Raw genomic sequence first — 26,600 nt, forward strand, 5'->3', positions numbered from 1 at the left:
CGAGGATAATGTCAAAGAAATGAAATGCAGTTTCGGGTGAAATCAAACCCCACCGAAATAATTACTTACGTAGAATAATATTTCTGCAATCGGGTAATCGCTAAGGAGATTATTAATCTCCCTTAACTTTACCAGCAGTATATTAAATTTGACGTCACTATCCCTTTCTGAAACCAGTTTCAGCGCAGCGGTAACCAGTACAGACAAGCCAGCAGTGACGCGGCGTCAAAGACCTTTCCAGAAAGTTCCATCTTCTTCCTGAATGTTTTGTGACAGAGTGCAAATTCACAGCCACCAAATCCAGACATAACTTGCAATAGTTAACTTATTGGCCGACCTTATATCCATTAATTACGAAGCGCAAAAAAAATAAAATCTCTCGTTCCCCACAGTGAAGTGAAACCTATGTTGATTCCGTCTAAATTAAGTCGCCCGGTTCGCCTTGACCATACAGTGGTCCGCGAACGTCTGTTGGCTAAACTTTCCGGCGCGCATAATTTCCGACTGGCGCTGGTTACGAGCCCTGCAGGTTATGGAAAAACAACGCTCATTTCGCAATGGGCCGCAGGTAAGAGCGATCTTGGCTGGTACTCCCTCGATGAGGGCGATAACCAGCAAGAGCGTTTTGCCAGCTATCTGATTGCTGCCATACAGCAAGCCACCCATGGACACTGCGTCGCCAGTGAGATGATGGTGCAAAAGCGCCAGTATGCCAGCTTGTCTTCCCTTTTCTCTCAGCTGTTTATCGAACTGGCCGAATGGCATCGCCCGCTTTACGTGGTGATTGATGATTATCATCTCATCACTAACCCGGTGATTCATGAATCGATGCGTTTCTTCCTGCGCCATCAGCCGGAAAACCTGACTTTAGTCGTGCTGTCACGCAACCTGCCGCAGCTGGGTATTGCCAACCTGCGCGTGCGCGATCAGCTTCTGGAAGTGGGCAGCCAGCAGTTGGCCTTTACCCACCAGGAAGCAAAACAGTTCTTTGACTGCCGCCTGACCTCACCGATTGAGGCCGCCGAAAGCAGCCGTCTGTGTGATGACGTTGCGGGCTGGGCCACGGCGCTGCAGCTTATCGCCCTCTCTGCCCGGCAAAACAACAGTCCGGCGCATCAGTCTGCGCGGCGTCTGGCGGGCATCAACGCCAGCCACCTTTCTGACTACCTGGTGGATGAGGTGCTGGACAGCGTCGATCCCTCGACGCGTAATTTCCTGCTGAAAAGCTCTCTGCTGCGTTCCATGAATGATGCGCTCATCGTGCGGGTGACGGGCTGTGAAAACGGTCAGCTGCAGCTCGAAGAGATTGAACGTCAGGGCCTTTTCCTGACGCGCATGGACGATCCGGGCGAGTGGTTTAGCTATCACCCGCTGTTTGGTAGCTTCCTGCGCCAGCGCTGTCAGTGGGAACTGGCGGTTGAACTCCCGGAGATTCACCGTGCCGCCGCTGAAGGCTGGATGGCACAAGGTTTCCCGAGCGAGGCCATCCACCACGCGCTGGCCGCCGGTGATGCCAGCATGCTGCGCGATATCCTCCTCAACCATGCATGGGGCCTGTTTAACCACAGCGAACTGACGCTGCTGGAAGAGTCCCTCAAAGCCCTGCCGTGGGAAAGCCTGCTGGAGAACCCGCGTCTGGTGCTGCTGCAGGCCTGGCTGATGCAGAGTCAGCATCGTTACAGCGAAGTGAACACCCTGCTGGCGCGCGCCGAGCAGGAGATGGAAAGCGAAATGGATACCACCCTGCACGGCGAGTTCAACGCGCTGCGCGCTCAGGTGGCCATTAACGACGGCGACCCGGACGAAGCTGAACGGCTGGCGATGGTCGCGCTGGATGAACTGCCGCTGGCTAACTTCTACAGCCGCATCGTGGCGACCTCGGTGCACGGCGAAGTGCTGCACTGCAAAGGCGATCTCACGCGTTCGCTTTCACTGATGCAGCAAACCGAGCAGATGGCGCGTCGTCATGATGTCTGGCACTACGCGCTGTGGAGCCTGATCCAACAGAGTGAGATTTTATTCGCGCAGGGGTTCCTGCAGGCCGCCTGGGAAAACCAGGAAAAAGCGTTCCAGCTGATTCGTGAACAGCATCTGGAACAGCTGCCGATGCACGAGTTCCTGTTGCGTATTCGCGCTCAGCTGCTGTGGGCATGGTCGCGTCTGGATGAAGCAGAAAGCTGCGCCCGTCAGGGTGTAGACGTGCTCTCCAGCTTCCAGCCGCAGCAGCAGCTGCAGTGCCTGGCGCTGCTGGTGCAGTGCTCGCTGGCGCGCGGCGATCTCGATAACGCCCGCAACCATCTGAACCGCCTGGAGAACCTGCTCGGCAACGGCCAGTATCATAGCGACTGGGTATCGAACGCCGATAAGGTTCGGGTGATTTACTGGCAGATGACCGGCGACAAAAAATCCGCCGCCAACTGGCTGCGCCAGACGCCAAAACCGGAATTTGCCAACAACCACTTTCTGCAGAGCCAGTGGCGCAACATCGCCCGCGCGCAGATCCTGCTCGGTGATTTAGAGCCCGCAGAGATTGTCCTGGAGGAGCTGAACGAGAACGCGCGCAGCCTGCGCCTGATGAGCGACCTGAACCGCAACCTGCTGCTGCAGAACCAGCTCTACTGGCAGGCGGGTCGTAAAAATGATGCCCAGCGCGTGCTGCTGGAGGCGTTGCAGCTGGCTAACCGCACCGGGTTTATCAGCCACTTTGTGATTGAAGGTGAAGTGATGGCGCAGCAGCTGCGTCAGCTTATTCAGCTCAACACGCTGCCGGAGCTGGATCAGCATCGCGCCCAGCGTATTCTGCGCGAGATTAACCAGCATCATCGGCACAAGTTCGCGCACTTCGATGAGAACTTCGTTGAACGTCTGCTGAACCACCCGGAAGTGCCGGAGCTTATTCGCACCAGCCCGCTCACCCAGCGCGAATGGCAGGTTCTGGGGCTGATCTATTCAGGCTACAGCAATGAGCAGATTGCCGGTGAGCTTGCGGTGGCGGCGACCACCATCAAAACGCATATCCGCAACCTGTACCAGAAGCTGGGCGTGGCGCATCGTCAGGATGCGGTACAGCATGCACAGCAGCTGTTGAAGATGATGGGGTACGGAGTTTAGGTTTTGTGCGGCCTGATGCCCTCACCCCGACCCTCTCCCACAGGGAGAGGGAGAACGGCTTTTCAACACAACTCTAACTGCAAATTATTATCTTTAATCACCTGCATCACGCCCGCCGGCGGCATCACGTCGGTGTAGACCGCATCCACCATGCTGATGCTGCCCATGTTCACCATCGCGTTACGGCCAAACTTCGAGTGGTCTACCACCAGCATCACGTGGCGAGAGTTTTCAATGATCGCACGCTTGGTGCGCACCTCGTGGTAATCAAACTCCAGCAGCGAGCCGTCGCTGTCGATGCCGCTGATCCCCAGAATGCCGAAGTCGAGGCGGAACTGAGAGATAAAATCGAGGGTCGCTTCGCCGATAATCCCGCCGTCGCGGCTTCGCAGTTCGCCGCCCGCGAGGATGATGCGGAAATCATCTTTCTGCATCAGGGTGTTGGCCACGTTCAGGTTGTTGGTGACCACGCGCAGGTTCTCGTGATCCAGCAGGGCATGGGCGACCGCTTCCGGCGTGGTGCCGATATCAATAAACAGCGTTGCCCCGTTCGGGATCTGGCTGGCGACCTTGCGGGCAATACGCTCTTTCTCCGCCGTCTGCGTGGCTTTACGGTCGTGCCAGGAGGTGTTAACCGAGCTGGACGGCAGCGCCGCGCCGCCGTGGTGGCGAAGAATACGGTTCTGATCGGCCAGGTCGTTCAGGTCACGACGGATGGTTTGTGGGCTGACGGCAAACTGCTCCACCAGCTCTTCGGTGCTGACGTATCCCTGTTTTTTTACCAGTTCGATAATGGCGTCATGACGTTGTGTTTGTTTCATCAATTATCCCTGAGAATTATGTTCGTTTTCGCGCATGGAGCGTGTCGGCAAACGCCATCGCCAGCCCCACGGCCAGCCCGGCGACGTGTGCACCGTTGGCGATAGACATACCAAACAGATCAAACCATCCGGCAATTAGCCATATTAACGCAAAGGTTATTAATCCGCGTTGCAGATAGATGCCGCTTTCCGGGTCGCGCTCCCCGCGAAGCCAGACGTAGCCCATCAGGGCATACACAACGCCCGATAGCCCGCCGAACCACGGCCCGCTGAACTTGTGCTGCACGTAGCCGCTCAGCAGGGCGCTGATAAGGGTGATAACGATCAGCTTGCCGCTGCCCAGACGCTTTTCAACGGCACCGCCGAGATACCACCACCAGAGCAGGTTAAAGAGGATATGCATCACCGAGAAGTGCATCAGCGCGTGGCTAAAGTAGCGCCAGACGTCAAACTCAAGTGACGGATCATAGGGCCACGCCAGGGCAATCATCACGCTCTGGTCGCCGACCACGTTCATGATAATGAAGACAATGATGCAGGCCGCCATCAGCAGCAGCGTAAACGGGCCCGCGCGCTCGCGAATGGTGGCGATGAAGGGAAAGCGGCTGTAGTGCAATCCGCTGCCGGTCTGGCCGGACTGCCAGCTTGCCGCCAGATAGCGCGGGTCGCCAGGGTTCTCAAGAAAACGCGCCAGCTCCTCGTTTACCCGCCCGGCCTGGCTCTCATCGGCCAGCCAGACGTCGGTCTGCGTATGTTGCTGAATAGTCAGAATAACGCCCTGCGTCGCCATATAGTCGACAAACGCCTGGGCGACGCGCGGGTTGGTAAAAGAGGTGATCATCAACATGGGCAGCGGTCGCTTATTTCCACACAAAAGGGGACAGTATAGCGGGATCAGCGCTCAAAAGCGTATTCCACTTCTGCCGGGAAATGACGATGCCAGGCATCGAAGCCGCCGTCGACGCTGTATACCGCGTCGTAGCCCTGCTGAAGCAGATACTGCGCCGCGCCTTTGCTGCTGTTGCCGTGATAGCACATGACCATCACCGGCGTGTCGAAGTCGTTATCGCGCATAAACGCGCCCAGCGTGTCGTTGGTGAGATGGAACGCGCCCGGCGTATGGCCCATCGCAAAACTCTGCGGATCGCGGATGTCCACCAGCACCGCTTTTCCCTGGTGCATCTTCTGGTGGGCTTCTTCTACGTTAATACATTCAAACTGATCCATGGTGTTCTCTTTACAGTGGTCAACGACAAGATTTTACCTCGTAGTGTACGTCCTGGCGGCGGGTAAACGCCATTATGTTATCCATATCACTCTAAATTGTTTTTTTGATGTTACCAAAAGCGCGTTCCTTTGCTATTATGAGCGATATCGAACATTTCTGAGCTTTAACGAAAGTGCATGAGGGTGTTATGGAAACCAAAGATCTGATTGTGATAGGCGGTGGCATCAACGGTGCCGGTATTGCGGTCGATGCCGCAGGACGCGGTTTATCCGTACTGATGCTGGAAGCTAACGATCTCGCCTGCGCGACGTCGTCCGCCAGCTCCAAACTGATTCACGGTGGCCTGCGCTACCTGGAACACTACGAATTCCGTCTGGTCAGTGAAGCGCTGGCCGAACGTGAAGTGCTGCTGAAAATGGCCCCGCATCTGGCGATTCCGATGCGCTTCCGCCTGCCCCATCGCCCGCATCTGCGTCCGGCGTGGATGATCCGAATTGGTCTGTTTATGTACGATCATCTGGGTAAACGCACCAGCCTCCCGGGTTCGAAAGGTTTGCGTTTTGGCTCAGAATCGGTCCTTAAGCCTGAAATCGTGCGCGGATTCGAATATTCCGACTGCTGGGTGGACGATGCCCGTCTGGTGCTGGCGAACGCGCAGATGGTTGAGAAGAAAGGCGGCGAGGTGAAAACCCGCACCCGCGCGACCTCTGCCCGCCGTGAAAACGGCCTGTGGATTGTCGAGGCGGAAGATATCGATACCGGCGAGAAATTCAGCTGGAAAGCGCGCGGCCTGGTGAACGCCACTGGCCCGTGGGTGAAACAGTTCTTTGACGAGGGCATGCATCTGCCTTCCCCGTACGGCATCCGCCTGATCAAAGGCAGCCACATTGTGGTGCCGCGCGTGCATACCCAGAAGCAGGCGTACATTCTGCAGAACGAAGACAAGCGCATCGTGTTTGTGATCCCGTGGATGGACGAATTCTCGATCATCGGCACCACCGACGTGGAGTACAAAGGCGATCCGAAGAACGTCGAGATCGACGAGAGCGAAGTGAACTACCTGCTTAAAGTGTATAACGCGCACTTTAAGAAACAGCTGTCGCGCGACGACGTGGTCTGGACTTACTCCGGCGTGCGTCCGCTGTGCGATGACGAATCTGACTCACCGCAGGCCATCACCCGCGACTATACGCTCGATATTCACGACGTAGACGGCCAGGCGCCGCTGCTGTCCGTGTTTGGCGGCAAGCTCACCACCTACCGCAAGCTGGCCGAGCACGCGCTGGAAAAACTGGCGCCGTACTACAAAGGCATTGGCCCGGCATGGACCAAAGGCGCGGTGCTGCCCGGCGGTGATATCGGCGGTAACCGCGATGATTACGCCGCGAAGCTGCGCCGTCGCTTCCCGTTCATCACCGAAGGGATGGCGCGCCACTATGCCCGCACCTACGGCAGCAATACCGAGCTGTTCCTGGGCGATGCGAAGGACATTGCGGATCTGGGCGAGCATTTCGGCCACGAGCTGTATGAAGCCGAGCTGCGCTACCTGGTTGAGCACGAGTGGGTGCGTCGTCTGGACGATGCTATCTGGCGCCGTACCAAAGAAGGGATGTGGCTCAACGCCGAGCAGCAGTCTCGCGTGGCGCAGTGGTTGCTGCAACATGCGGGAAAGCGTGAGCTGTCGCTGGCGTCTTAATGCGATCGGTGCGGGCTGATGCCCTCACCCTGACCCTCTCCCACAGGGAGAGGGAACAAACACTAAAAACGGCAACCGAGGTTGCCGTTTTGCTTTTATAACCTCACCGGATCAATATGCCAGATCGTCTCGGCATACTCCTTGATGGTCCTGTCAGACGAGAAATACCCCATATTGGCGATGTTATACATCGCGGCGCTGGTCCACTTCTCCGGCTGGCGATACAGTTCGTCCACCTTGTCCTGACAGTCCACGTAGCTGCGATAATCCGCCAGCACCTGATAGTGATCGCCAAAGTTAATCAGCGAATCCACCAGATCGCGGTAGCGGCTCGGTTCATCCGGGCTAAACACGCCGGTCGCGATCTGCGTCAGCACCTGACGCAACTCTTCATCCCCTTCGTAATATTGACGTGGCGAGTAGCCTTTTCTGCGCAGCGCCTCCACCTCTTCCGTCGTATTACCGAAGATAAAGATATTGTCTTCACCCACGTGCTCCAGCATCTCGACGTTCGCCCCGTCAAGCGTACCGATGGTCAGCGCGCCGTTAAGGGCAAACTTCATGTTACTGGTGCCGGATGCCTCCGTCCCCGCCGTGGAAATCTGTTCAGAGAGATCCGCCGCCGGGATGATCAGCTGCGCCAGGCTGACGCTGTAGTTTGGAATGAACACCACCTTCAGCTTGTCGCCAATGTCCGGATCCTGGTTAACCACCTTCGCCACGTCGTTGATGAGATGAATAATGTGCTTCGCCATGTAGTAGGCCGACGCCGCCTTACCGGCAAAGATCTTCACGCGCGGCACCCATTCGGCCGTCGGATCGGCCTTGATGCGGTTGTAATGGGTGATCACGTGCAGCACGTTCATCAGTTGACGCTTATATTCGTGGATGCGTTTGATCTGCACGTCGAACAGCGCTTTCGGGTTTGCCACCACGTTGAGGTGCATCGCCAGCCAGACCGCCAGACGCTTTTTGTTCAGCAGCTTGGCTTCGCGCACGGCTTTGTTCACCGTCGGGAAATCAATATGCTGTTCCAGCTCGCTCAGCTGGCTCAAATCGGTACGCCAGGTGCGGCCGATATTCTCGTCCAGTACCTCAGAGAGCGGCTGGTTGGCCAGCGCCAGCCAGCGGCGCGGGGTGACGCCGTTGGTCACGTTGCAGAACCGCGTCGGGAAGATCTTCGCAAAGTCCGCAAACAGCGACTGCACCATCAGGTTCGAGTGGAGCTCGGACACGCCGTTGACCTTGTGGCTGATGACAACCGCCAGCCAGGCCATGCGCACGCGACGACCGTTGGACTCATCAATGATGGACGCGCGGCTCAGCAGGCCAGTATCGTTCGGATACTGCTCCTGCAGCGTCTTGAGGAAGTAGTCGTTAATCTCAAAGATAATCTGCAGATGGCGCGGCAGGATTTTGCCGAGCATGTCCACCGGCCACGTTTCCAGCGCTTCGCTCATCAGCGTGTGGTTGGTGTACGAGAACACCTGGCAGGTCACCTCAAAGGCGTCGTCCCAGCTGAATTTATGCTCGTCGATCAGCAGGCGCATCAGCTCCGGAATAGAGAGCACCGGGTGGGTGTCATTAAGGTGGATCGCGGTTTTCTCCGCCAGGTTGGCGTAGGTTTTGTGCAGCTGATGGTGACGGCTAAGGATGTCCTGAATGGTCGCCGAAACAAGGAAGTACTCCTGACGCAGGCGCAGCTCGCGGCCCGAGTAGGTCGAGTCATCCGGGTACAGCACGCGGGATACGTTCTCGGAGTGGTTTTTATCCTCCACCGCCGCGAAGTAGTCACCCTGGTTAAATTTACCGAGGTTAATTTCGCTACTGGCCTGGGCGCTCCACAGCCTCAGCGTGTTGGTGGCGTCGGTGTCGTAGCCGGGGATAATCTGGTCGTAGGCCACGGCCAGGATCTCTTCCGTTTCCACCCAGCGGGATTTTTTCCCTTCCTGCTGAATACGCCCGCCAAAGCGCACCTTGTAGCGCGTGTTGTGGCGCTTGAACTCCCACGGGTTACCGTACTCCAGCCAGTAGTCCGGGGACTCTTTCTGACGCCCGTCGACGATGTTCTGCTTGAACATGCCGTAATCGTAGCGAATACCGTAGCCGCGGCCCGGCAGCGCCAGCGTCGCCAGCGAGTCGAGGAAGCAGGCGGCGAGACGTCCCAGACCGCCGTTACCGAGGCCCGGGTCGTTCTCTTCGTCGATCAGTTCTTCTAAATCTAACCCCATCTCTTCCAGTGCGGTTTTGACGTCGTCATAAATACCGAGCGACAACAGCGCATTGGACAGCGTGCGGCCAATCAAAAATTCCATCGACAGGTAGTAAACCTGACGCGTCTCCTGCGAGAGCTGGGCGCGGTTTGAGCGCAGCCAGCGTTCAACTAAGCGGTCACGTACGGCAAACAGGGTGGCGTTCAGCCACTCGTGCTTGTTGGCAATAACCGGATCTTTCCCGATGGTGAACATCAGCTTGTAGGCGATGGAGTGCTTTAACGCCTCAACGCTGAGCGTGGGTGAAGAGTAGCTAAATGGAGCGTTCATATCAGTAACTTCGCCTCGTTACATCAAGCGTTGATAGAGATCGCGGTATGACTGCGCCGCGACGTGCCAGCTAAAGTCCATGGACATCGCCTGACGTTGTACGTAACGCCACAGCGATGGACGGGACCACAAGACGAAAGCACGCCGAATCGCCCGAAGCAGCGACCAGGCATTACTGTCCTCAAAGACAAATCCGCTGGCGATACCGTCCGCCAGGTTTTCCAGAGAGCTGTCGGATACGGTATCCGCCAGTCCGCCCGTGCGGCGTACCAGCGGCAGGGTGCCGTATTTCAGGCCGTACAGCTGCGTCAGGCCGCAGGGTTCGAAACGGCTTGGCACCAGAATGACGTCCGCGCCGCCCATAATGCGGTGCGAGAACGCTTCGTGGTAGCCAATCTGCACGCCCACCTGCCCCGGGTGTTCCGCGGCGGCGGCAAGGAAACCTTCCTGCAGCACCGGGTCGCCCGCGCCGAGCAGCGCCAGCTGTCCCCCCTGCTCCAGTAAACCGGGCAGCGCCTCCAGCACCAGATCCAGCCCTTTCTGGCTGGTCAGGCGGCTCACGACGGCGAACAGCGGCACTTTGTCGTTCACCTTCAGGCCCATCGCAATCTGCAGCTGGCGTTTGTTCTCCGCTTTGTCTTCCACGGAATCACGACCGTAGCGCGCCGCCAGCAGGAGATCGGTTTCCGGGCTCCAGATCTGTTCATCCACGCCGTTCAGGATGCCCGACAGGCGGCCTTCGCGATGGCGCTGCTGCAGCAACCCTTCCATGCCGTAGCCAAACGCCGGCTGGGTGATCTCACGCGCGTAGGTTGGGCTCACCGCCGTGATGTGATCGGCGTAGTACAGCCCCGCCTTCAGGAACGAGATCTGCCCGTTAAATTCCAGACCGTGCATGTTAAAGAACGACCATGGCAGATCGATGTCATTCATGTGATGGGCGTAGTACATCCCCTGATACGCCAGGTTATGCACGGTAAAGACCGATTTCGCCGGGTGGCCGCGCGCGGCGAGATACGCCGGGGCAAGCCCGGCGTGCCAGTCGTGCGCGTGCACCACATCCGGACGCCAGAACGGATCCAGCCCCGTCGCCATTTCGGCGCCGACCCAGCCGAGCAGCGCAAAGCGCAGCACGTTGTCGGTGTAGGCGAACAGGTTCGTATCGTGATACGGGCTGCCCGGGCGATCGTATAAATGCGGCGCGTCGATCAGATAAATCCCTACGCCATTGTAATGTCCAAACAGCAGGGTAATGCGTCCGGCAAACGTTTCACGGCGGGTCACCACTTTCGCATCGGGTATACCGCGCCGGATATCCGGAAAGGCGGGCAGCAGGACTCGGGTATCCACGCCTCCGGCGATTTGCGCCGCCGGTAATGCGCCAAGCACATCTGCCAGTCCGCCCGTTTTTAATAACGGGAACATCTCAGAACATACGTGTAAAACCTGCATCATCGCTCCTGTTTGATCTGCAGCTTCCGCAACATTTCCCGTGTGACTAACACGATCCCCTCTTCCGAACGGTAGAAACGACGCGCGTCTTCTTCCGCATTCTCCCCAATAACCATCCCTTCAGGGATGACGCAGGCACGGTCGATCACGCAACGACGCAGACGACACGAGCGCCCTACCCAGACATCCGGCAACAAGACTGCCGAATCGATATTACAGAATGAATTTATCCGCACACGCGGGAACAGCACCGACTGCACCACCACCGAACCGGAGATAATGCACCCGCCGGACACCAGCGAGTTCAGCGTCATACCGTGGCTGCCGGAGCGGTCCTGGACGAACTTGGCCGGCGGCAGCGACTCCATATGGGTACGAATCGGCCAGTTCTGGTCATACATATCCAGTTCAGGCGTGACCGATGCCAGATCGAGGTTCGCTTTCCAGTACGCTTCCAGCGTGCCCACGTCGCGCCAGTAGGGTTCCGCATTCGGGTCGGACTGCACGCAGGACAGCGGGAAAGGATGTGCATACGCCATGCCAGCTTTCGTGATTTTCGGAATGATGTCTTTACCGAAGTCGTGGCTGGAGTTTTCGTCTTTGTCGTCTTCTTCCAGCAGCTCATAAAGATAATCTGCGTCAAAGACATAGATCCCCATGCTGGCGAGTGATTTGGTGTCATCGCCCGGCATGGTTGGCGGGTTCGCCGGTTTTTCAACGAAGTCGATAATTTTGTCGTCGGCATCCACGTGCATGACGCCAAACGCCGTCGCTTCAGCAACGGGCACAGGCAGACACGCCACGGTGCAGCGCGCCCCTTTTTCGACGTGGTCGATCAGCATGTGGGAGTAATCTTGCTTGTAGATGTGGTCCCCGGCGAGGATCACGATGTATTCCGCGTTGTAGCGACGAATGATGTCGAGGTTCTGGGTCACCGCATCCGCCGTACCGCGATACCAGTTCTCGCCGTGGACGCGTTGCTGCGCAGGAAGGAGATCGACAAACTCGTTCATCTCTTCGCTGAAGAATGACCAGCCGCGCTGGATATGCTGAACCAGCGTATGCGACTGATACTGCGTAATGACGCCGATGCGGCGAATGCCCGAGTTCAGGCAGTTGGAGAGCGCAAAGTCGATGATACGGAACTTACCACCAAAGTGAACAGCCGGTTTGGCGCGCTTGATGGTCAAATCTTTCAGACGGGTACCACGCCCGCCCGCAAGTATCAGGGCAACCGTTTTTAATGGTAGCTGGCGTGCCAACATTAAGGGATCGTTCTTCTCTAATCTAACCATGACTAACTCCTTTTTTATCATCTTTGGAATACGCACACTCCGTGCGCAGGCCCGTGCCAGACAGCCATTACTACCGGATTATCCGCTCCGGCAAAGGGAGGAACGGCGCGCCATTCCCCTTCAGGTAAAACAATCTCTGCGACGTCATCCGTCGCGTTCAGCGTGACCAGCCATTTATCCGACAGCAGGATTTGCAGGCGTGGTACGCCGTGTTGCCACTCTTGCGCGCTTAACGGTTGCGCGTCTTTATTCAGCCAGCGAACGTTGCCGTCACCCTCTTCCCACCAGCTGTTGGCGGTCAGCGCGGGGATCTGCTGGCGAAGATGGATCAGCGCAGCGGTAAAATGAATCAGCCCGCTGTTGGCTTCACCCCAGTCGAGCCAGGTTAAGGTGTTGTCCTGGCAATAGGCGTTGTTGTTACCGTGCTGGCTATGACCATGCTCGTCGCCTGCCAGCAGCATCGGCGTGCCCTGCGACAGTAAAAGCGTTGTCAGCAGCGCATGAACGCTGGCGCGTCGCCGCTCTATCACATCCAGACTTCCGCCTAACCCTTCTATACCATGATTGAAGCTATGGTTATTGTTAGTGCCATCGCGATTCTCTTCGCCGTTCGCCTCATTGTGTTTCTGATTGAAACAAACGCAGTCCCTGAGCGTAAAACCGTCGTGCGCCGTCAACAGATTGACGGTGGCCGACGGGCGTTTGCCGTCGCGCTTAAAGAGATCGCTCGACGCGGCAAAGCGCCCGGCAAATTCCCCCAGCGACAGGTTCCGCTCCAGCCAGAAGCGGCGCACGGCGTCGCGGTAGTGGTCGTTCCACTCGGCAAACAGCGGCGGGAAATTCCCGACCTGATAACCGCCTTCACCGATGTCCCACGGCTCGGCAATGAGCTTCACCTGCGAGAGCACCGGGCAGTTTTTTATCGCCTCAAACAGCGGCGCCTGCTGGCTGAACGCCGGCGTGCGCCCCATCACCGGCGCCAGGTCGAAACGAAAACCGTCGACGTGGAACGTCTCCACCCAGTATTTCAGGCATTCATATGCAAAATGCGTGACCGCCGGATGGCTGAGATTGAGCGTGTTGCCGCAGCCGGTCCAGTTCTCGTAATCGCCATCCTGCCTGATCCAATAATAGCTACGGTTATCAATTCCGCGCATGGAGAGCGTCGGGCCGTCGAGATCGCTTTCGGCGCTGTGGTTCAGCACTACGTCCAGAATGACCTCAATGCCCGCCGCGTGGAGCGCCTTCACTGCATCGCGGAACTCGTCGCGCGCCTTTTCCGGATGGACGGCATAGCGCGGTTCGAGCGCGAACATCGCCAGCGGGTTATAGCCCCAGTAATTGCTCAGCCCCAGCCGCTGCAGACGCGGCTCGCTGGCAAAATGGGCAACGGGGAGCAGTTCCAGGGCGGTGATGCCGAGGTGTTTCAGGTAGGCGATCATGGTGGGATGCCCGAGCGCCTTGTAGGTGCCGCGCATCTCTTTGGGGATCGACGGATGCAGGTAGGTCAGCCCTTTGACGTGGGCTTCATAAATCACGGTATTGCCCCACGGCGTCTGCGGCGGGGCATCGTCTTCCCAGTCATAAAGATCGTTCACCACCACGCTTTTTGGCGCGACGGGCGCGCTGTCGCGGTGGTCGGGATCGCCGTAACCCACGTGGAAGAGCGGGTCGTCTTTAAATTCGCCGTCCACGCGGTGCGCGCACGGGTCAATCAACAGCTTCGCCGGATTAAACCAGTGACCCTGCGCCGGATCCCACGGACCGTGTACGCGAAAGCCATAGTGCAAGCCTGGCCGCCCTCCGGCCAGGTAGCCGTGCCAGGTATCCCCCGTGCGCGCGGGTAAATCGTAACGGTGCTCGTTGCCTTCCCCGTCAAACACGCACAGTTCTACCCGCTCAGCGTGAGCGGAAAAGAGGGTGAAATTGACCCCCTTCCCGTCAAAACGCGCCCCGAGCGGTTCGGGTTTACCTGCCGTAAGCTGCGTCATTCGCCCTCCCGCATTAGCCAGATGGTGCCAAGCGGCGGCAGCGTCAGGCTCAGGGAGTTGGGTCGTCCGTGGCTTTCGATGGAGTCGCTCTGTACCAGCCCGCCGTTACCGGCGTTACTGCCGTGGTAGTGCATCGAGTCGGTATTCAGAATTTCGCGCCATTTGCCCGGCTGGTTAATGCCGAAGCGGTAGTGTTCGCGCGGCACCGGCGTAAAATTGCTGGCGACGATGATCTCGTTACCCGCCTTGTCACGACGCACAAAGACAAACACCGAGCGCTCATGGTCGTCCACCACCAGCCATTCAAAGCCGTACGGATCGAAGTCGAGCTCGTGCAGCGCTTTGTGGTGGCGATAGGTCAGGTTCAGATCGCGCACCAGACGCTGCACCCCGTGGTGCCAGTTGTCACCGCCTTCCAGCAGATGCCAGTCGAGGCTGGCGTCGTGGTTCCACTCGCGCCCCTGGGCGAACTCATTGCCCATGAACAGCAGTTTCTTGCCCGGGAAGGCAAACATCCAGCCGTAATAGGCGCGCAGGTTGGCAAACTTCTGCCACGCGTCGCCCGGCATGCGGTCGAGAATCGATTTTTTGCCGTGTACCACCTCATCGTGCGACAGCGGCAGCATGAAGTTTTCGGTGTAGTTGTAGAGCATCCCGAACGTCAGCTTATCGTGATGATACTTACGGTGAACCGGATCCAGCTTCATGTAGTCGAGCGTGTCGTGCATCCAGCCCAGGTTCCACTTATACCAGAACCCCAGGCCGCCCAATGAAGGCGGACGGGAGACGCCCGCAAAGTCGGTCGACTCTTCCGCCATGGTCACGGCACCGTCCACCTGCTCGCCGATAATGCGGTTGGTATTACGCAGGAATTCAATCGCTTCCAGGTTTTCGCGGCCGCCAAACTCGTTCGGGATCCACTCCCCCTCTTTGCGGCTGTAGTCGCGGTAGATCATCGACGCCACCGCATCCACGCGCAGGGCATCGATGCCAAACCGCTCGATCCAGTACAGGGCATTCCCGACCAGGTAGTTTGCGACCTCACGGCGACCGTAGTTGTAGATCAGCGTGTTCCAGTCCTGGTGATAGCCTTCGCGCGGATCGCTGTGCTCGTACAGCTTCGTGCCGTCAAACTCTGCCAGCGCGAAATCATCCGCGGGGAAATGGCCCGGCACCCAGTCGAGGATGACGTTCAGCCCGGCGGCGTGCGCGGCATCAATGAAATAGCGGAAGTCGTCGCGCGTGCCGAAGCGGCGCGTTGGCGCATACAGCCCGGTGGGCTGATAGCCCCAGCTGCCGTCGAACGGGTGCTCGTTGACCGGCAGCAGCTCCAGGTGGGTAAAGCCCATCCATTTGGCATACGGCACCAGCTGGTCGGCAAGCTCCCGGTAGCTCAGCCAGAAGTTGTTATCGGTGTGGCGACGCCAGGAGCCGAGATGGACTTCATAGACGGAGATCGGCGCATCAAAGCGGTTGGCCTGCTTGCGCTCCTCCGTCTGAACGACCTTCTCCGGCAGGCCGCAAATCAGCGACGCGGTATCCGGGCGCATCTGCGCTTCGAAGGCATACGGGTCGGCTTTAATGCGCAGCTTGCCGCGGGCGTCAATCATCTCGAATTTATAAAGCTGCCCGTGGTGCGCCCCGGGGATAAACAGCTCCCAGATGCCGGTTTCCCGGCGCAGACGCATCGGGTGGCGGCGGCCGTCCCAGTAGTTGAACTGCCCGACAACGGAGACGCGCTGGGCATTGGGCGCCCACACGGAGAAGCGCGTGCCGGTAATGCCGTCCATGGTATCGGCATGGGCACCCAGCGTTTCATAAGGACGAAGATGCGTCCCTTCGGAGAGCAGCCAGGCGTCCATCTCTTTAAGCAGAGGGCCAAAGCTGTAGGGATCGTCAATCAGGTTTTGCTGACCGTGCCAGAGAACGGCGAGCTGGTAGCGAAACGGGTTTTTACGACGGGGCATTACGCCCGAGAAGAAGCCACGGGAATCGAGGCATTCAAGATTACCCACCTTGCGGCCGGTTTTGGGTTCAATCACCCAGACTTCTGTGGCATCCGGTAACAGTGCCCTAACTTCCAGACCGGCCTCAGTACGGTGCATCCCAAGTACAGAAAAGGGGTCAGCGAAATGACCCGCAATAAGCGCATTAATCACGTCTCTATCCACACGATCGGACATGGTATTCATCCTGTTTTTTATGTCGTCCTTTTTAAGCGCTCCGGGACGACTTTTAATGTGACCTGAACGGGACAGCACAAAAATGTGCATCCAATCTGCTCCGTTCGAACCTCAGGTAAGAAATGACTCTTCCTTAAAGCATAGCCAACGCTCTAGATGACTCCTGATAAAAAATAAGACATACGCGTGTTACTCCATGTAGTACGCAAAAAAAAGGGGTGAAAATCACCCCCGGTATTTAACAAATTATTACGCCAGCTGGCGCAGCATGCGGCGCAGCGGCTCGGCAGCGCCCCACAGGAGCTGGTCGCCAACGGTGAACGCGGAGAGATACTCCGGCCCCATGTTCAGCTTGCGCAGACGGCCAACCGGCGTGGTCAGCGTGCCGGTAACGGCAGCCGGGGTCAGCTCGCGCATGGTGATATCGCGATCGTTTGGCACCACTTTCGCCCACGGGTTGTGCGCTGCCAGCAGCTCTTCCACGGTCGGAATAGACACATCTTTTTTCAGTTTAATGGTGAAGGCCTGGCTGTGGCAGCGCAGTGCGCCGATACGTACGCACAGACCGTCAACCGGAATGGTGTTCGCGGTATTGAGGATTTTGTTGGTCTCAGCCTGGCCTTTCCACTCTTCGCGGGTCTGGCCGTTATCCAGCTGCTTGTCGATCCACGGGATCAGGCCACCGGCCAGCGGTACGCCAAAGTTATCCACCGGCAGTTCGCCGCTGCGGGTCAGTTGGGTCACTTTACGCTCGATATCCAGAATAGCGGATGCCGGGTTTGCCAGCTCGGTCGCAACGCTCTGGTGCAGTTGGCCCATCTGGGTCAGCAGCTCGCGCATGTGACGCGCACCGCCGCCGGACGCCGCCTGGTAGGTCGCCACGGAGACCCACTCCACCAGATCCTGCGCGAACAGGCCGCCGAGGGACATCAGCATCAGGCTGACGGTGCAGTTGCCGCCGACAAAGGTTTTCACTCCATTGTTCAGGCCATCGGTGATCACGCCCTGGTTAACCGGGTCGAGAATGATGATGGCATCGTCTTTCATGCGCAGCGACGAGGCCGCGTCAATCCAGTAGCCCTGCCAGCCGCTTTCACGCAGCTTTGGATAGATTTCGTTGGTATAATCGCCGCCCTGGCAGGTCACAATAATGTCGAGCGCCTTCAGCGCTTCCAGATCGTAAGCATCCTGCAACGTGCCTGTGGTACAACCAAAGGACGGAGCAGCCTGGCCGAGCTGGGAAGTGGAGAAGAAGACCGGGCGGATAGCGTCGAAATCGCGCTCTTCAACCATGCGTTGCATGAGTACAGAGCCGACCATACCGCGCCAGCCGATAAAACCAACGTTTTTCATAGCATTTTTTTCCTGCTGAGGGTGTGTGCTGTTTGTGCAAGCCAGTATTGAACTGGGATATGCTTCACATTACAAAATGCTGCCAAAGTCGCAAGCGAAATTAATCGATGATTGCCCGGCAATCAGAAATACAGCTAATTATCATAATAACCATAGAGAATTTCAGGGATAATTTACATGAGTGAAATCATTTCCGCAGCGGTTTTATTGATTCTGATAATGGATCCACTGGGTAACCTGCCGATCTTCATGTCGGTGCTGAAGCACACCGAGCCGAAGCGCCGCCGGGCGATCATGATCCGCGAGCTGCTCATCGCCCTGCTGGTGATGTTTATCTTCCTGTTTGCCGGGGAAAAGATCCTCGCATTCCTGAACCTGCGCGCCGAAACCGTGTCGATTTCCGGCGGGATTATTCTGTTCCTGATTGCCATTAAGATGATTTTCCCGAGCGCGGAAGGCAGCAGCAGCGGCCTGCCTGCGGGTGAAGAGCCGTTTATTGTGCCGCTGGCGATCCCGCTGGTTGCCGGGCCAACGATTCTGGCGACGCTGATGCTGCTGTCGCATCAGTATCCAAACCAGATGAGTCATCTGGTGATTGCCCTGCTGATCGCCTGGGGCGGGACGTTTATTATCCTGCTGCAGTCGTCCCTGTTCCTGCGCCTGCTGGGTGAGAAAGGGGTGAACGCGCTGGAACGCCTGATGGGGCTGATTCTGGTCATGATGGCGACGCAGATGTTCCTGGACGGGATCCGGGCGTGGATGAAAGGATGACTTTCTCCCTCTCCCCGTGGGAGAGGGTCGGGGTGAGGGCATCAGGCCGCAGAGGGCAGCCCATCTACCCCTTACGAATCAAATACCGGTACGGCAGCGCCTCGGTCTGCTGTGCCACCAGCTCATGTTCCATAAAGGTACAAAAACCGGGAATATCGCGGGTTGTGGCCGGGTCATCGGCAATAATCAACAGCGTTTCACCGGTCTGCATATTGCGCACGGTCTTACGTACCATCATTACCGGTTCCGGGCAGCGAAGGCCCTGGGCATCAAGGGTGTGGTCTGGGCTGGAAAACAGGTCGGTCATGATCTTCTCGGTCAGATAAAAACGGCTGTAGTTTACGCCCGGTTGCGATCAATGCAAACCAGGTTAACGATTGCGTAAAAACTAACCATTGCAATGTCCTGCCAAAGCAGTATCATGCTGCGGTTTTTATTGGGTTCCCTCACCCCAACGTATAAAAAGGTCACAATATGACGTCGTTTTCCGAATCTCAGCGCGTAAAAGCGTTGTTCTGGCTTTCGCTTTTCCATTTGCTGGTGATCACCTCCAGCAACTATCTGGTGCAGCTCCCGATCTCCATCTTTGGTTTTCATACCACCTGGGGCGCGTTCAGTTTTCCGTTTATTTTCCTCGCGACCGATTTGACCGTGCGTATCTTTGGCGCACCGCTGGCTCGCCGCATTATTTTTTCGGTCATGCTCCCGGCGCTGTTCATCTCGTACGTGATTTCGTCTCTGTTTTATATGGGAAGCTGGCAGGGCTTTGAGGCGTTAACCCACTTTAACCTGTTTGTCGCCCGTATCGCCGCCGCCAGCTTTATGGCCTACGCGCTGGGGCAGATCCTCGACGTGCACGTGTTTAACCGCCTGCGGCAAAATCACCGCTGGTGGATGGCGCCCACCGCCTCCACGCTGTTCGGTAACGTGAGCGATACGCTGGCCTTCTTCTTCATCGCCTTCTGGCGCAGCCCGGATGCGTTCATGGCCGAACACTGGATGGAAATCGCGCTGGTGGACTACTGCTTCAAGGTCCTCATCAGCATTGTCTTCTTCCTGCCGATGTACGGCGTACTGCTCAATATGCTGCTGAAAAGGCTGGCAGATAAATCTGAAATCACCGCATTGCAGGCAGGTTAAAGGTTCGCTTTATCAGTTGTGATAAGATGAGCGAATGAGCCGTTATGGCCGTTTATCGAAAGGAAGAAGTCAATGCGCAATCTGGTTAAATATGTCGGGATTGGCCTGCTGGTTGTGGGTCTTGCAGCCTGTGATAACAGCGACACGAAAACGCCTGCTCAGGGCGCATCCGCAGAGAGCAACGCGACCGGCCAGCCGGTTAATCTGATGGATGGCAAACTCAGTTTCTCTCTGCCAGCCGATATGACTGACCAGAGCGGCAAGCTGGGCACCCAGGCGAACAACATGCACGTTTACTCCGACGCAACCGGGCAGAAAGCGGTCATTGTGATTGTGGGCGACGACACCAGCGAAGATCTGGCCGTTCTGTCCAAACGTCTGGAAGATCAGCAGCGCGGCCGCGACCCGCAGCTGCAGGTCGTGACCAATAAATCCATCGAGCTGAAAGGTCATAAGCTGCAGCAGCTGGACAGCATCATCTCTGCAAAAGGCCAGACAGCTTACTCCTCTGTCGTGCTGGGCAAGGTCGATAACAAACTGCTGACCCTGCAGATCACCCTGCCAGCGGAAGATCAGCAGAAAGCGCAGACGGCTGCTGAAAACATCATTAACACCATCGTGATCCAGTAACGTTTCACGGCGATGACGTGGCCTCCGGTGCCTGCACCGGGGGCCATTTTTTTAGCCGCCACGTCAGCAGCAGCGCAATAATCACCAGACCCGCCGCGGCAAGATAGATCACCGGCACGCCTGCCCAGGCCATCACCAGCCCCGCCAGCGGGCCGGTAATGCCTAAAGACATATCCATAAACACCGTATAGGTCGCCAGCGCCGCCCCCTGATTCTGCTGCGGCACGGCTTTAACCGCCACCACGCCCAGCGCCGGGAAGACCAGAGAAAAGCCTGCCCCCGCGAGGAATACGCCCACTTTCGCGACCCAGGGCACCATCGCTATTCCGGTCAGCAGCAGCCCGACAATCTCTATCGCAAAGCAGATCATCGCCACGTTCAGCCCGCCCAGACGGTTGATGCCGTTAGGGAAAAGCAGGCGCGCGCCAACAAACGCACAGCTGAACAGGGTTAACGCAAAGGCCGCGCCGTCCCAGCCTTTGGCGTCATAGAACAGAGTAATGAAGGTGGCTATCACGCCGAAACCGGTGGTCGCCAGCGCCAGGGCCATGCCGTACGGCCAGACGCGCCCCAGCACCGCCCGAAACGGCAGCGGCTTGCCTTTGCTGGCCTTCACCTTCGGGCGCGGCAGCGCAAAGAGGATCGCCAGCAGCGCGACCGCCATAATGGTGATGGCCAGCCCATGCAGCCCGCCCAGCGCATAGCAGGCCACGCCGAGCGGCGCACCGAGCGCCATCGCACCGTAGGTGACAATCCCGTTCCAGGAGATCACCCGGCCAATGTGCGGCGCGCCGACAACCCCCACGCCCCACAACGTCGAGCCGGTTCCCGCCAGACTTTGCCCAATGCCCAGAATGACGCGCCCCAGGCAGAGCAGCGCCAGGCTGACCAGCGGCCAGTGGCTGGTTGCGGCAGCCAGAAGATAGCTCAGGCCGCTGAGGAAGCAGCCGCACAATCCCACCACCACGATGCTTTTTGGACCGAACGTGTCCGCGTAGCGCCCGGCATGCGGGCGGCTGAGGAGCGTGGCGAAATACTGCAGGCTAATCACCAGCCCCGCCCAGAAGGCGCTGAAGCCCATCACGTCATGGACATAGCCCGGCAGGACCGCCAGCGGCAGGCCAATGGTCAGATAGCTGGCAAAGTTGAAAATCACAACGGAAACGATGCGCAGATTGAGGCGCAGTCCGCTCAGTGCCGGTTCAGCGGCAGGTTCGGGCATGGGGTTCTACCTGGATTTTTTACAACAGTGTTTCACTATTACCACGCCCCAATAAGAAAATCAGCCCCGACTTTCAGATTAACGGCCCCAGACGAAGCGGAGCCCGGACACTACACTTATCGGGTCATCACATTAAGGAACACGCATGATCGCTAACCCGTCCGACAAAGCAGGGCTCCATATCTTATTAAAACTCGCCTGTCTGGTGGTTATCCTTGCGGGTATCCACGCTGCCGCTGACATTATTGTCCAGCTCCTGCTGGCGCTCTTTTTTGCCATTGTGCTTAATCCGCTGGTCACCTGGTTTTTACGCCGGGGCGTCAGCCGTCCGGTCGCCATCACCATCGTCGTCATCGTGATGCTGATTGCCCTGACGGCGCTCTTTGGCGTGCTGGCGGCCTCGCTGAGCGAATTCTCCACCATGCTGCCGCAGTACAACAAAGAGCTGACTCGTAAGATTGTCGCACTCCAGGAGATGGTGCCCTTTCTTAATCTGCATATCTCACCCGAACGGATGCTGCGCCGGATGGATTCCGAGAAGGTCATGACCTACGCCACCACGCTGATGACGGGGCTTTCCGGCGCGATGGCCAGCATTCTGCTGCTGGTCATGACGGTGGTGTTTATGCTGTTCGAAGTCCGCCACGTCCCCTATAAGCTGCGCTTTGCATTAAATAATCCACAAATTCATATTGCTGGCTTACACCGGGCACTGAAGGGCGTTTCCAAATATCTGGCGCTGAAAACGCTGCTGAGCGTCTGGACGGGGATCATTGTCTGGCTGGGGCTGATGCTGATGGACGTGCAGTTCGCGCTGATGTGGGGCGTGCTGGCGTTTCTGCTCAACTACGTGCCCAATATTGGCGCGGTGCTTTCCGCCGTGCCGCCGATGATTCAGGCGTTCCTGTTTAACGGCTTCTACGAATGCATGCTGGTCGGCGCGCTGTTCCTCGTCGTGCATATGGTGCTGGGCAATATTCTTGAGCCGCGCATGATGGGACACCGGCTGGGCATGTCGACGCTGGTGGTGTTTTTATCCTTACTGATTTGGGGATGGCTGCTGGGCCCGGTCGGGATGCTGCTGTCGGTCCCCCTGACCAGCGTATGTAAAATCTGGATGGAAACCACCAAAGGCGGCAGCAAGCTAGCGATCCTGCTCGGGCCGGGGAGGCCGAAAAGCCGGCTACCCGGGTAACCGGCCTACCTGTACAGGTAGGTTTAAAGCGTCAGTAATACACCGTAAATTACCGCGTCCCTAATCCGTCGCGGTATTTTTATTTGCGTTAAGGCGATATTCACCCTGTCTTTATTTACGCCACGCGCATTATGTTGAAACGCAATTAATGATTTAACGCAAATTATAAAAAATGAAATTCTTATTTATTTTCCATGTTATTATGCCCGCCTTCGCGTCAACGCAATGCAAACATTAATATTGATTAAAAATACATCTGGCGGCTTAAAAAAGCCGGATGCGTATTATTTGTAAAAACCACTACCTTTAATTGTTATTATTGATATGGAGTTGTTGATGAAAAAGATCGTTAAATGGTGTACTGCTGCCGTATTCGTGGGTGCACTGGCAGGCTGTGCGCGTACCGCCCCAATCGCTCAGGTTCACTCTATTGTCAGCGCGGGTCATACTGCCGATCAGGTAAAAACGGCAATTTTGAAAGCAGGCCAAAAGCGTGACTGGATCATGACGGAAGCGGGTCCTGGGATGATTAAGGGACGTCTGCAGTCACGCGATCACTCGGTCCAGGTGAGTATTCCGTACACGGCAACAAGCTATTCAATCAACTATGAAAACAGCCTTAACCTGAAAGCGGCAGACGGTAAAATTCACAAGAATTATAACCGCTGGGTGAATAACCTCGACCACGATATTCAGCTGAACCTCTCCGCTGGCGCCGCGCTGTAATATTTTTCTAAAGTCGGGCCGCGTATGGCCCGATAACCTCTCTTTATTGCCCTAAAAGGTTACGCAGTAATGTACGAAAAGGACACACTCAGCGCACTGGATGCCATTACCGAAGCGCAACGCATCGCCTTTGCCCCGATGTTATTCCAGACTGCGCTTTGTCTGCGTAACTCTGGCGTTCTCGCCTGGCTCGATAAACAAGGCAAAGAGGGAGCTACCCTCGAGGAAATAACCGAAAACAGCACCCTGAGTAGCTATGGTGTCAGCGTCCTGCTGGATATGGGATTAAGCGGGCGCATCGTTACCCAACAGGATGGACGTTATTTTCTGGCGAAAGTGGGACATTTTTTACTGCACGACGCAATGACCCGCGTAAATATGGATTTCACTCAGGACGTTTGTTATCAGGGGCTATTTCACCTGGCGGACGCCCTGCAGGAAGAAAAGCCGGCCGGATTAGCCGTGTTTGGCGACTGGCCAACCATCTACCCGGCATTATCCCAATTACCGGCTCCGGCGAAAGAGAGCTGGTTCGCCTTTGATCATTACTATTCTGACGCCGCTTTTGACGCTGCGTTACCATATATATTCGCAAGCTCGCCGACAAAATTGTACGATGTGGGCGGAAATACGGGTAAATGGTCGTTACGCTGCTGCCGCTATGACGAAAATGTTGCCGTGACGATCCTCGATCTGCCGCAGCAGATAGCGCTGGCGCAGGAAAACATCGTAAAAGCAGGTTTTTCTCATCGTATTGGATTCCATGCTGTCGATATGCTTAGCCCAGCAGCATTGCCGGGTGACGCCGACGTCTGGTGGATGAGCCAGTTCCTGGATTGTTTCTCTCCGGATCAGATTGTCGCCATGCTGACGCGCGTCGCACAGGTCATGAAGCCAGGCGCACGTTTGTGCATCATGGAGCTTTTCTGGGATGCCCAGAAGTTTGAAGCGGCCTCTTTCAGCCTGAATGCCACCTCGCTCTATTTCACCTGTATGGCGAATGGTAATAGCCGGTTTTACAGCGTAGAGAAGTTTTATCGCTACCTGGAGAGCGCAGGTTTCAGCGTTGAACAGCGGCTGGACAACCTTGGGGTCGGTCATACCCTGCTGATATGCACCAAACGTGAACAACAGAGCAGCGTAGCTGCCCGGGTGGCCCAGCCTGCCCTTTGAATACGGTTTTTTTCGCGGACGCGCGTAGATGAAATTTTCACTGAACATTATCGACTGGCAGGCAAGAGCGCCGGGACTCAGCGATGCCACAGAGTGGCAGGCGTGGTCGCGCCTGCAGTTGGCCGTTGACCCAGCGGCACCGCTTCCCCGGCTGACCGCTTTACCTATGATGACCGCGCGCCGCCTCAATTCAGGCAGTAAGCTGGCGGTGGACATTGGTCTTGCCATGCTGCAAAAGCACGCCATTGATGCCGTCGTCTATTCCAGCCGTCACGGCGAGCTGGAGCGCAACTACCGTATTCTGCATGCTCTGGCGACCGGGCAGTCCGTTTCCCCCACCGATTTCGCCATGTCCGTGCACAATTCCGCGGTGGGCAATCTCACGATTACCGCACGCCAGGCCATCGTCTCGTCATCCATCTCAGCCGGACTGGACACCTTCCAGCAGGCCTTATGTGAAGTGCTGAGCCTGCTGCATGCGGGCTATTCCCGCGTCCTGCTGGTCGATTTTGACGGCGCGCTGCCGGAATTTTACCATCCGGCGTTACCGCCGCAGATGCCCACCTGGCCATACGCGCTGGCGCTGGTGATTGAATCCGGCAACGGATTGCAGTGTGAAACCCGCAGCGGCAGCACGGGTGAAGAACCCGCCCTGCCGCAAAGCCTGTTGTTCCTGCAACGCTATCTCAGCGAGGCACGGCAGTTTGTGGTGCCCGGGGAACGATTGCTGTGGCAATGGACGCGCGCATGAACCGCCTGGCTGCCCGTATCAACTGGTTATGGCGTCTGGTGATGACCGGCTTCTGCTTCGCGCTGTTTGGCGTGGGCGGGCTGCTGCTGTCGCTGGTCTGGTTCAACCTGCTGCTGATCGTCCAGCGCGACCGCGCCAGCCGTCGTCGCCTGGCGCGTCGCAGCATTGCGGCCAGCTTCCGCTTCTTCCTGACCGTTGCTCGCAGTCTCGGAGTACTGGACTATCGCATTCACAATCTTGACGCGCTGCGCAGCGATCGGGGTTGTCTGGTGGTGGCTAACCACCCCACGTTAATTGACTACGTGATTCTGGCGTCGGTGATGCCGGAAACCGACTGTCTGGTGAAGAGCGCGCTGCTGCGCAACCCGTTTGTCAGCGGTGTTATCCGCGCGGCGGATTACCTGATTAACAGCGAAGCCGAGCCCCTGCTCGCGGCCAGCCAGCAGCGTCTGGCTCAGGGCGACACGCTTTTAATCTTCCCGGAAGGCACACGTACCCGATTTGGCGAGGCTATCTCTCTCCAGCGCGGCGCGGCAAATATCGCCGTGCGCTGTAACAGCGATCTGCGGGTGGTGCTGATCCACTGTAGCGAACATCTGCTGGATAAAAAAAGTCACTGGTATGATGTACCGCCAGAAAAACCTGTTTTCACCGTGGATGTCCGCGACCGCGTGAACATCGACGAATTTTACGATGCAACTGAACAAGAACCGGCGCTGGCGGCAAGGCAGTTAAACCGGCATCTACAGCATCGATTAACATCAGGCCTTCAATCTTTGTCAGGAATTAATGATGCAAGCGCTTTATCTTGAAATTAAGAATCTCATTATCACCACGCTGAATCTGGACGAGCTTACCGCAGAGGATATTGATACCGATGCCGCGCTGTTTGGCGATGGGCTGGGTCTCGACTCTATCGACGCGCTGGAACTAGGGCTGGCCGTGAAAAACCAGTATGGCGTGGTGCTTTCCGCCGAAAGCGAAGAGATGCGCCAGCACTTCTTTTCCGTCGCCACGCTGGCGTCCTTTATCAACGCTCAACGCGCCTGAGATGTGATCACGATGACCGAACAAGAAACCATTTATCAGGAAGTCTGTGGCCTTTTGACCAAGCTCTTTGAAATCGACCCGCAGGATATTACGCCCGAAGCCCGTCTTTACGAAGACCTGGAGCTGGACAGCATTGATGCGGTGGACATGATTGTTCATCTGCAGAAAAAAACGGGCAAGAAAATCAAGCCGGAAACCTTCAAATCGGTTCGTACCGTTCAGGATGTGGTAGACGCCGTCGAACAGCTTCTGCGCGAAGAGTAAGACAT

General features: G+C 57.1%; 23 protein-coding genes. 12 read left to right on the plus strand and 11 right to left on the minus strand.

The annotated features are described in order from the left end of the window. Positions 1 to 405: 405 nt before the first annotated feature. Positions 406 to 3,111, plus strand: a complete 2,706-nt coding sequence (gene malT, locus AC0TOY_RS03005; RefSeq protein WP_090420592.1) for an HTH-type transcriptional regulator MalT — start codon at positions 406 to 408, stop codon at positions 3,109 to 3,111. Between the two features lie 62 nt (positions 3,112 to 3,173). Here the strand turns inward: malT and AC0TOY_RS03010 are convergent, their stop codons facing one another. The 3 genes from AC0TOY_RS03010 to glpE are packed head-to-tail and all read right to left on the minus strand — an operon-like array spanning position 3,174 to position 5,159. Then, positions 3,174 to 3,932: a DeoR/GlpR family transcriptional regulator gene (locus AC0TOY_RS03010; RefSeq protein ID WP_008503060.1), complete on the minus strand. Its 759-nt coding sequence runs from the start codon at positions 3,930 to 3,932 to the stop codon at positions 3,174 to 3,176. Positions 3,933 to 3,948: 16 nt separating this feature from the next. Further along, positions 3,949 to 4,779, minus strand: a complete 831-nt coding sequence (gene glpG / locus AC0TOY_RS03015) for a rhomboid family intramembrane serine protease GlpG (RefSeq protein ID WP_048991798.1) — start codon at positions 4,777 to 4,779, stop codon at positions 3,949 to 3,951. A 47-nt stretch (positions 4,780 to 4,826) separates the two neighbouring features. Next, complete coding sequence (gene glpE, locus AC0TOY_RS03020) at positions 4,827 to 5,159, minus strand: thiosulfate sulfurtransferase GlpE (protein ID WP_008503062.1); 333 nt, start codon at positions 5,157 to 5,159, stop codon at positions 4,827 to 4,829. 188 nt (positions 5,160 to 5,347) lie between these two features. Between glpE and glpD the strand changes: the two genes are divergently transcribed. Continuing rightward, a complete protein-coding gene (gene glpD / locus AC0TOY_RS03025) occupies positions 5,348 to 6,856 on the plus strand; it encodes a glycerol-3-phosphate dehydrogenase (protein WP_290094168.1) in 1,509 nt (502 codons plus the stop codon). Positions 6,857 to 6,951: 95 nt separating this feature from the next. Here the strand turns inward: glpD and glgP are convergent, their stop codons facing one another. From glgP to asd, 6 genes are all read right to left on the minus strand, one after another. Further along, entirely contained in the window at positions 6,952 to 9,399 is a 2,448-nt protein-coding gene (gene glgP / locus AC0TOY_RS03030) for a glycogen phosphorylase (RefSeq protein WP_032648304.1), read from the minus strand. Positions 9,400 to 9,417: 18 nt separating this feature from the next. Then, entirely contained in the window at positions 9,418 to 10,851 is a 1,434-nt protein-coding gene (glgA, locus tag AC0TOY_RS03035; protein ID WP_008503065.1) for a glycogen synthase GlgA, read from the minus strand. Beyond that, entirely contained in the window at positions 10,851 to 12,146 is a 1,296-nt protein-coding gene (gene glgC, locus AC0TOY_RS03040) for a glucose-1-phosphate adenylyltransferase (RefSeq protein WP_008503066.1), read from the minus strand. Before glgC ends, glgA begins: the two co-directional genes overlap by 1 nt. 17 nt (positions 12,147 to 12,163) lie before the next feature. Then, positions 12,164 to 14,137 (minus strand): glycogen debranching protein GlgX, encoded by a 1,974-nt coding sequence (gene glgX / locus AC0TOY_RS03045; protein ID WP_473721475.1) that lies wholly within the window; start codon positions 14,135 to 14,137, stop codon positions 12,164 to 12,166. After that, on the minus strand, positions 14,134 to 16,320 hold the full coding sequence (glgB, locus tag AC0TOY_RS03050; RefSeq protein WP_473721476.1) for a 1,4-alpha-glucan branching enzyme: 2,187 nt from the start codon (positions 16,318 to 16,320) through the stop codon (positions 14,134 to 14,136). Before glgB ends, glgX begins: the two co-directional genes overlap by 4 nt. A gap of 249 nt (positions 16,321 to 16,569) precedes the next feature. After that, complete coding sequence (gene asd, locus AC0TOY_RS03055; protein WP_473721477.1) at positions 16,570 to 17,673, minus strand: aspartate-semialdehyde dehydrogenase; 1,104 nt, start codon at positions 17,671 to 17,673, stop codon at positions 16,570 to 16,572. A 177-nt stretch (positions 17,674 to 17,850) separates the two neighbouring features. Between asd and yhgN the strand changes: the two genes are divergently transcribed. Beyond that, positions 17,851 to 18,444, plus strand: a complete 594-nt coding sequence (gene yhgN, locus AC0TOY_RS03060; protein WP_003861574.1) for an NAAT family transporter YhgN — start codon at positions 17,851 to 17,853, stop codon at positions 18,442 to 18,444. A gap of 64 nt (positions 18,445 to 18,508) precedes the next feature. Here yhgN and tusA read toward each other — a convergent pair whose 3' ends face one another. Further along, positions 18,509 to 18,751 (minus strand): sulfurtransferase TusA, encoded by a 243-nt coding sequence (gene tusA, locus AC0TOY_RS03065; RefSeq protein ID WP_008503071.1) that lies wholly within the window; start codon positions 18,749 to 18,751, stop codon positions 18,509 to 18,511. Between the two features lie 167 nt (positions 18,752 to 18,918). Between tusA and AC0TOY_RS03070 the strand changes: the two genes are divergently transcribed. After that, positions 18,919 to 19,584: a 7-cyano-7-deazaguanine/7-aminomethyl-7-deazaguanine transporter gene (locus tag AC0TOY_RS03070; protein WP_032648297.1), complete on the plus strand. Its 666-nt coding sequence runs from the start codon at positions 18,919 to 18,921 to the stop codon at positions 19,582 to 19,584. Between the two features lie 72 nt (positions 19,585 to 19,656). Then, entirely contained in the window at positions 19,657 to 20,214 is a 558-nt protein-coding gene (locus AC0TOY_RS03075; RefSeq protein ID WP_008503073.1) for a DcrB family lipoprotein, read from the plus strand. Between the two features lie 4 nt (positions 20,215 to 20,218). Here AC0TOY_RS03075 and AC0TOY_RS03080 read toward each other — a convergent pair whose 3' ends face one another. Continuing rightward, on the minus strand, positions 20,219 to 21,436 hold the full coding sequence (locus AC0TOY_RS03080) for an MFS transporter (protein WP_473721478.1): 1,218 nt from the start codon (positions 21,434 to 21,436) through the stop codon (positions 20,219 to 20,221). 145 nt (positions 21,437 to 21,581) lie between these two features. On the opposite strand from AC0TOY_RS03080, the gene AC0TOY_RS03085 reads away from it, so the two are divergent. The 7 genes from AC0TOY_RS03085 (at position 21,582) to AC0TOY_RS03115 (ending at position 26,595) form a co-directional block, all read left to right on the plus strand. After that, the gene (locus tag AC0TOY_RS03085) at positions 21,582 to 22,631 is read left to right on the plus strand and encodes an AI-2E family transporter (protein WP_024908881.1); all 1,050 of its coding nucleotides are present in this window, start codon (positions 21,582 to 21,584) and stop codon (positions 22,629 to 22,631) included. A 336-nt stretch (positions 22,632 to 22,967) separates the two neighbouring features. Next, positions 22,968 to 23,357, plus strand: a complete 390-nt coding sequence (locus AC0TOY_RS03090; protein ID WP_473721479.1) for a hypothetical protein — start codon at positions 22,968 to 22,970, stop codon at positions 23,355 to 23,357. A gap of 69 nt (positions 23,358 to 23,426) precedes the next feature. After that, complete coding sequence (locus AC0TOY_RS03095; protein WP_473721480.1) at positions 23,427 to 24,530, plus strand: class I SAM-dependent methyltransferase; 1,104 nt, start codon at positions 23,427 to 23,429, stop codon at positions 24,528 to 24,530. A 28-nt stretch (positions 24,531 to 24,558) separates the two neighbouring features. Next, positions 24,559 to 25,281, plus strand: coding sequence for a beta-ketoacyl synthase chain length factor (locus AC0TOY_RS03100; RefSeq protein ID WP_024908878.1), 723 nt, complete (start codon positions 24,559 to 24,561; stop codon positions 25,279 to 25,281). Then, positions 25,266 to 26,093: a lysophospholipid acyltransferase family protein gene (locus AC0TOY_RS03105; RefSeq protein WP_410374677.1), complete on the plus strand. Its 828-nt coding sequence runs from the start codon at positions 25,266 to 25,268 to the stop codon at positions 26,091 to 26,093. The genes AC0TOY_RS03100 and AC0TOY_RS03105 overlap by 16 nt, the downstream gene beginning before the upstream one ends. After that, a complete protein-coding gene (locus AC0TOY_RS03110) occupies positions 26,074 to 26,331 on the plus strand; it encodes a phosphopantetheine-binding protein (protein ID WP_008503081.1) in 258 nt (85 codons plus the stop codon). The genes AC0TOY_RS03105 and AC0TOY_RS03110 overlap by 20 nt, the downstream gene beginning before the upstream one ends. Before the next feature lie 12 nt (positions 26,332 to 26,343). Continuing rightward, positions 26,344 to 26,595, plus strand: a complete 252-nt coding sequence (locus tag AC0TOY_RS03115) for an acyl carrier protein (protein ID WP_024908875.1) — start codon at positions 26,344 to 26,346, stop codon at positions 26,593 to 26,595. Positions 26,596 to 26,600 lie beyond the last annotated feature (5 nt).

Source organism: Enterobacter sp. PL_is379, from assembly GCF_055817355.1.